At 62.0% G+C, this 6,406-nt stretch carries 5 protein-coding genes; all 5 read right to left on the bottom strand.

Annotated elements, in window-relative coordinates; all coding sequences use genetic code 11:
- Positions 1 to 236 precede the first annotated feature (236 nt).
- The gene (locus tag ACOZK9_RS02860; protein WP_058413422.1) at positions 237 to 1,256 is read right to left on the bottom strand and encodes a branched-chain amino acid aminotransferase; all 1,020 of its coding nucleotides are present in this window, start codon (positions 1,254 to 1,256) and stop codon (positions 237 to 239) included.
- 195 nt (positions 1,257 to 1,451) lie between these two features.
- Positions 1,452 to 2,828, bottom strand: coding sequence for a dihydrolipoyl dehydrogenase (gene lpdA, locus ACOZK9_RS02855; protein ID WP_421555237.1), 1,377 nt, complete (start codon positions 2,826 to 2,828; stop codon positions 1,452 to 1,454).
- A 3-nt stretch (positions 2,829 to 2,831) separates the two neighbouring features.
- Complete coding sequence (locus tag ACOZK9_RS02850; protein ID WP_421555236.1) at positions 2,832 to 4,091, bottom strand: dihydrolipoamide acetyltransferase family protein; 1,260 nt, start codon at positions 4,089 to 4,091, stop codon at positions 2,832 to 2,834.
- The gene (locus ACOZK9_RS02845; protein WP_058413419.1) at positions 4,092 to 5,150 is read right to left on the bottom strand and encodes an alpha-ketoacid dehydrogenase subunit beta; all 1,059 of its coding nucleotides are present in this window, start codon (positions 5,148 to 5,150) and stop codon (positions 4,092 to 4,094) included.
- Position 5,151: 1 nt separating this feature from the next.
- Positions 5,152 to 6,387, bottom strand: coding sequence for a 3-methyl-2-oxobutanoate dehydrogenase (2-methylpropanoyl-transferring) subunit alpha (locus tag ACOZK9_RS02840; protein ID WP_421555235.1), 1,236 nt, complete (start codon positions 6,385 to 6,387; stop codon positions 5,152 to 5,154).
- Positions 6,388 to 6,406: the final 19 nt, after the last annotated feature.

The following is a 6,406-nucleotide window of genomic DNA, read 5'->3' as shown; positions in this document are numbered from 1 at the left end:
GCGCTGGGCCAAGGATGGCCCATCGCGGCGGCCCACGGATTCAAGCCTGCGGGCGGGCATGCCGAGCCTAAGCGAGGCACCGAGTGGTGGGGCGAGGACCTTTTGGTTAGTTTTGGCTGGGCCGGCTTCCGGTCCTTTCAAAAGTGACTCGCTGTAAGAGCGAAACCGATACAAGCCATCACCCAAAGAACGGATATATACCCAACCTGAACAACAAGTTTTGCAATGTGGCCAGCTTAGACCTTTACGATCCAACCCGCTGGCGCTTCAACATCGCCGGTTTGCACACCGGTCAGCTCTTTATAGAGCTTCTGGGTGATCGGGCCGACTTCAGTTTCGCTGTGGAACACGTGCAGCTTGCCGTTGTACTGGATGCCGCCGATCGGCGAAATCACCGCAGCAGTGCCGCAAGCACCGGCTTCCTTGAACAGGTCCAGTTTGTCGATGAACACTTCGCCCTCGACCACTTCCAGGCCCAGGCGGGTCTGGGCCAGTTCGATCAGCGACAGGCGGGTAATGCCCGGCAGCACTGAAGGCGACTTGGGTGTGATGAACTGGTTGTCGTGGGTGATCCCGAAGAAGTTGGCCGAGCCGACTTCTTCGATTTTCGAATGGGTCATCGGGTCCAGATAGATTGCGTCGGCAAAGCCGGATTTTTTCGCTTCGGCACCCGGCATCAGGCTGGCGGCGTAGTTGCCACCGACCTTGGCGGCGCCGGTGCCTTGTGGCGCGGCGCGGTCGTAACCAGAGATCTGGAAGTTGTGCGGCACCAGGCCGCCCTTGAAGTAAGCGCCGACCGGAATGGCGAATACCGAGAAAATAAACTCCGGCGCAGTACGTACGCCGATGTTGTCACCAGTGCCGATCACGAACGGGCGCAGGTACAGCGCGCCGCCACTGCCGTACGGCGGGATGAACCGCTCGTTGGCTTTGACCACTTGCTTGCAGGCATCGATGAAGGCTTCAGTCGGCACTTGCGGCATCAGCAGGCGACCACAGCTGCGCTGCATGCGCGCGGCGTTCTGGTCCGGGCGGAACAGGTTGATCGAACCGTCTTTGCAGCGGTAGGCCTTGAGGCCTTCAAAGCATTGCTGACCATAGTGCAGGGCAGTCGAGCCCTCGCTGATGTGCAGCACGTTGTCTTCGGTCAGGGTGCCTGCTTGCCATTCGCCGTTTTTCCAGACTTGGAGAAACCGCTTGTCGGTCTTGATGTAGTCAAAACCCAGCTTGTCCCAATTGATGCTCTCGTTACCCATGACACCCTCTATCTCTGTTCAACCGCCTGGTCGAAGGCAGGCTTGTCGGTTTTTTCTGGTTGGGCGCAACAATACTTCATTCTTGCTGTGTGTGGGAGCGGGCTTGCTCGCGAATGCAGGGTGTCAGTCAATAGATCTGTGACTGATCCACCGCTTTCGCGAGCAAGCCCGCTCCCACACGGGATTTGCGTCAGTTTACATATGCAACGCGTGGCCCAAAGCCCTTAAAGCGGCTTCTTGTACTGCTTCACCGAGCGTCGGATGGGCGTGGATGGTGCCGGCCACGTCTTCCAGGCGCGAGCCCATTTCCAGGCTCAGGCCGAAGGCCGTGGACAGCTCGGACACGCCAACGCCCACAGCTTGCCAGCCGACAATCAGGTGATTGTCGCGGCGTGCCACCACCCGCACGAAGCCGGTTTTGGATTCCAGGGTCATCGCCCGGCCGTTTGCCGTGAACGGGAAACTCGAGACAATGCAGTCCAGGCCAGCCGCCTTGGCGTCGTCCGGGGTCTTGCCGACCACCACCAGCTCCGGGTCGGTAAAACACACCGCCGGAATCGCTGCCGGGTTGAATTCGCGGGCTTTACCGCTGATCAGTTCGGCGACCATTTCACCCTGTGCCATGGCCCGATGCGCCAACATCGGCTCGCCGCTCAGGTCGCCTATCGCCCACACATTGCGCATGCTGGTCTGGCAGCGGCTGTCGATCTTGACCGCTGCGCCGTGCATGTCCAGGTTAAGCGCTTCAAGGTTCCAGCCTTGGGTATTCGGCGTGCGGCCCACGGCCACCAGCACTTGATCGGTCTCCAGCGACAGCGTGTCGCCATTCGGGTCGCGCACGTGCAGCGTGTTATCGGCAAAACCGCTGACGCTGTGCTTGAGGTACAGCTTGACCCCCAGGCGCTTGAGCGATTCCGCCACCGGCTGCGTCAGCTCGGCGTCGTACGCGGGCAAGATACGCTCTTGCGCCTCGACCACACTGACCTCGGCGCCGAGCTTGCGGTAGGCAATGCCCAGCTCCAGGCCGATATAACCACCGCCCACCACGATCAGGCGTTTGGGCACGCTCAGCGGCGCCAGCGCTTCAGTGGACGAGATGATCGGCCCGCCCAGCGGCAACATCGGCAGGTTGACGCTTTTCGAACCGGTGGCCAGCAGCAGGTGTTCGCACTGGATGCGTTGGTCGCCGACATCGACAGTCTTGCCATCCACGACCTTGGCCCAGCCGTGGATCACCTGCACGTTGTGCTTTTTGAGCAACGCGGCGACGCCGGTGGTCAGGCGGTCGACTATGGTGTCTTTCCATTCCACGCTTTTGCCGATGTTCAGCGTCGGCACAGCCACTTCAATGCCCAGCGCCGAACCTTGGCTGTGGTGCACGGTTTGCTGGAACTGCTCGGCCACATGGATCAAGGCTTTTGAAGGAATGCAGCCGATATTCAGGCAGGTGCCGCCCAACGCCTGGCCTTCCACCAGAACGGTTGGGATGCCGAGTTGACCGGCGCGAATCGCCGCGACATAACCGCCGGGCCCGCCGCCGATAATCAGCAGTGTGGTAGTCAAGGTCTGCATGGGTTACTCCAGGAACAGGCTGGCGGGTTGTTCGAGCAGGCCACGAAGGGCCTGGATGAATTGCGCCGCGTCCATGCCATCGACCACGCGGTGATCGAACGAGCTGGAGAGGTTCATCATCTTGCGCACCACGATTTGCCCCTTGATCACCATCGGCCGCTCAACGATGCGGTTGACGCCGACGATGGCCACCTCCGGCAGGTTCAACACCGGCGTGCTGACAATGCCGCCCAATGCGCCAAGGCTGGTCAGGGTAATGCTCGAACCGGAGAGCTCATCACGGCTGGCCTTGCCACTGCGCGCGGCAGTCGCCAAACGTGTGATTTCCTCCGCATTCGCCCACAGGCTGCGTGCTTCGGCGTGACGCAGCACCGGCACCATCAGGCCGGTATCGCTTTGCGTGGCCACGCCCACATGCACCGCGCCAAGGCGGGTGATGACTTGAGCGTCGTCATCGTAGCGCGCGTTGATCTGCGGGAATGCTCGCAGCGCCACGACCATGGCACGCACGATAAACGGCAGCAGGGTCAGCTTGCCGCGTGTGGCGCCATGTTTCTCATTGAGGTGCACGCGCAGCTCGTCGAGGGCGGTGACGTCGATTTCTTCCACATAGCTGAAATGCGCGGCGCGGCGCGTGGCGTCCTGCATGCGCTGAGCGATCTTGCGGCGCATGCCGATGACCGGAATCTGCTCCTCACTATTGCGTTCAGCGTAAGGGTTGGCAGCCGTCGGGTTTTTTGCCGCACCCTGAAGCAAAAACGCCTCCAGGTCTTCGTGCAGAACCCGTCCCGCCGGGCCAGAACCCTGCACCAGGCGCAGTTGAATCCCCGCATCCAGCGCGTGTTTACGCACGGCGGGGGAGGCCAGCGGGCGTTCGCAGGCTTCACGCGCCACGGCGGGTGCGGCAGGCTTGCTCACCGGCTTTGCTTCAACTACCGGCGCGGGCTTGTCTTGCACAACCGGCGCTGGCGCTGCTTTTACGGGTTGCGCAACCCGCGGCGCGTCTTTGGCGTTGCCCGCGCCTTCGACCTCGATGCTGATCAAAATACTGCCCACGGCCATCACCTCACCTGGCTCGCCGCCGAGGGAAATCACCTTGCCGTGCACGGGCGAGGGAATGTCGACCATCGCCTTGTCGGTCATCACGTCCGCCAGCACTTGGTCTTCAACCACCAGGTCGCCGACTTTTACATGCCACACCGACAACTCAACTTCTGCGATGCCTTCGCCAATGTCCGGCATCTTGATAACGTGCGTGCCCATTCAGACCTCCATAACCCGTTTCAACGCCGCGCCCACGCGGGACGGCCCTGGGAAATACGCCCACTCTTGCGCGTGCGGGTAAGGCGTGTCCCAACCGGTAACGCGTTCGATCGGCGCTTCCAGGTGGTGGAAGCAATGCTCTTGCACCAGCGCGACCAGCTCGGCACCGAAACCACAGGTGCGCGTGGCTTCGTGCACCACCACGCAACGGCCGGTCTTTTTCACCGAGTTGACGATGGTGTCCAGGTCGAGCGGCCACAGGCTGCGCAGGTCGATGACCTCGGCGTCGATGCCGGTTTCTTCGGCGGCGACTTGCGACACATACACGGTGGTGCCGTAGGTCAGCACGGTGACGGCCGAGCCCGGACGCACGATGGCGGCCACGTCCAGCGGCACGGTGTAATAACCCTCCGGCACTTGCGCTTGCGGGTGTTTCGACCACGCGGTGACAGGGCGGTCGTGGTGGCCGTCGAACGGGCCGTTGTAGAGGCGCTTGGGCTCCAGAAAAATCACCGGGTCATCGTTTTCGATGGAGGCAATCAGCAGGCCCTTGGCGTCATACGGGTTGGACGGCATCACGGTGCGCAGGCCGCAGACTTGGGTGAACACTGCTTCGATGCTTTGGCTGTGGGTCTGGCCGCCATAGATGCCGCCGCCGCACGGCATGCGCAGGGTCAGTGGCGCGGTAAACTGGCCGGCCGAGCGATAACGCAGGCGCGCTGCTTCGGAGATGATCTGGTCGGTAGCCGGGTACACGTAATCGGCAAACTGGATTTCTGCGACCGGGCGCAAACCGTAGGCACCCATGCCCACGGCCACGCCGACGATGCCGCTTTCCGAGATCGGCGCGTCAAACACCCGCGAGCTGCCGTATTTGCTCTGCAAACCTTCGGTGCAACGGAACACGCCGCCGAAGTAACCAACGTCCTGGCCGAATACCACCACGTTGTCATCGCGTTCAAGCATCACGTCCATGGCCGAGCGCAGCGCCTGGATCATGGTCATGGTGGTCGTGGTCATGGCGGTTTCCAGTTCGATACTGTTGTTGTGATCGTTCATCTCAGATCCCCAACTGCTGACGCTGGCGCTTCAAGTGCTCCGGCATCTCTTTGTAGACGTCTTCGAACATGGTCGCGGCGCTTGGTATCTGGCCGCCGGCGAGCGTGCCGTACTGTTCGGCTTGTTTTTGTGCCGCAATCACTTCGGCTTCCAGTTCGGCACTGACCGCCGCGTGCTCCTCTTCGGACCACTGGCCAATCTTGACCAGGTGCTGCTTGAGGCGGGCAATCGGGTCGCCCAACGGGAAGTGGCTCCAGTCATCGGCGGGGCGGTATTTGGAGGGATCATCGGAGGTCGAGTGCGGGCCAGCGCGATAGGTGACCCACTCGATCAGCGTAGGCCCGAGGTTGCGCCGCGCACGCTCGGCAGCCCAGGCGGACGCGGCGTACACCGCGATAAAGTCGTTGCCGTCGACCCGCAGCGAGGCGATGCCGCACCCCACGCCGCGTCCGGCGAAGGTGGTGGCTTCACCGCCGGCGATGGCCTGGAAGGTCGAGATGGCCCATTGGTTGTTGACCACATTGAGGATCACCGGCGCCCGGTACACGTGAGCGAAGGTCAGCGCGGTGTGGAAGTCGGACTCGGCAGTCGCGCCGTCGCCGATCCAGGCCGAGGCAATCTTGGTATCGCCTTTGATCGCCGAGGCCATGCCCCAGCCCACACCTTGTACGAATTGGGTGGCGAGGTTGCCGGAAATAGTAAAAAAGCCTGCATCTTTTACCGAGTACATAATCGGCAATTGGCGGCCTTTGAGCGGGTCACGCTCGTTGGACAGCAACTGGCAGATCAGGTTGACCAGCGGCACCTCGCGTGCCATCAGGATGCTTTGCTGGCGGTACGTGGGAAAGCACATGTCGTCGATATTCAAGGCCAGGGCCTGCGCGCTGCCGATGGCTTCTTCGCCGAGGCTTTGCATATAGAACGACATTTTTTTCTGACGCTGGGCGACCACCATGCGGTTGTCGAAAATCCGCGTCTTGAGCATGGCGCGCATGCCTTTGCGCAGAATCTCCACCGGCACACCTTCGGCCCACGGCCCCAACGCCTGGCCCTGGTCGTCAAGCACGCGAATCAGGCCCTTGGCGAGGTCGGCGGTATCGGCGGGTTCTACATCGATGGCGGGTTTACGCACCAGGCCTGCGTCGGTCAGGCGCAGGTAGGCAAAGTCGGTCTTGCAGCCCGGGCGGCCCGAGGGTTCGGGCACGTGCAGGCGCAGCGGTTCGTACGGCTGGTTCATGGCTTTCTACGCTCTATCT

Source organism: Pseudomonas kitaguniensis (assembly GCF_049199985.1).
GTDB classification, from domain to species: domain Bacteria; phylum Pseudomonadota; class Gammaproteobacteria; order Pseudomonadales; family Pseudomonadaceae; genus Aquipseudomonas; species Aquipseudomonas kitaguniensis.
This window is presented reverse-complemented; position numbering and strand designations above follow the sequence as displayed.

What these genes read in the sequence shown, in the direction of transcription:
- ACOZK9_RS02840 (WP_421555235.1), bottom strand. Translation starts at nt 6,387, where the DNA reads ATGAACCAGCCGTACGAACCGCTGCGCCTGCACGTGCCCGAACCCTCG.
- ACOZK9_RS02850 (WP_421555236.1), bottom strand. Translation starts at nt 4,091, where the DNA reads ATGGGCACGCACGTTATCAAGATGCCGGACATTGGCGAAGGCATCGCA.
- ACOZK9_RS02845 (WP_058413419.1), bottom strand. Translation starts at nt 5,150, where the DNA reads ATGAACGATCACAACAACAGTATCGAACTGGAAACCGCCATGACCACG.
- ACOZK9_RS02860 (WP_058413422.1), bottom strand. Translation starts at nt 1,256, where the DNA reads ATGGGTAACGAGAGCATCAATTGGGACAAGCTGGGTTTTGACTACATC.
- lpdA (WP_421555237.1), bottom strand. Translation starts at nt 2,828, where the DNA reads ATGCAGACCTTGACTACCACACTGCTGATTATCGGCGGCGGGCCCGGC.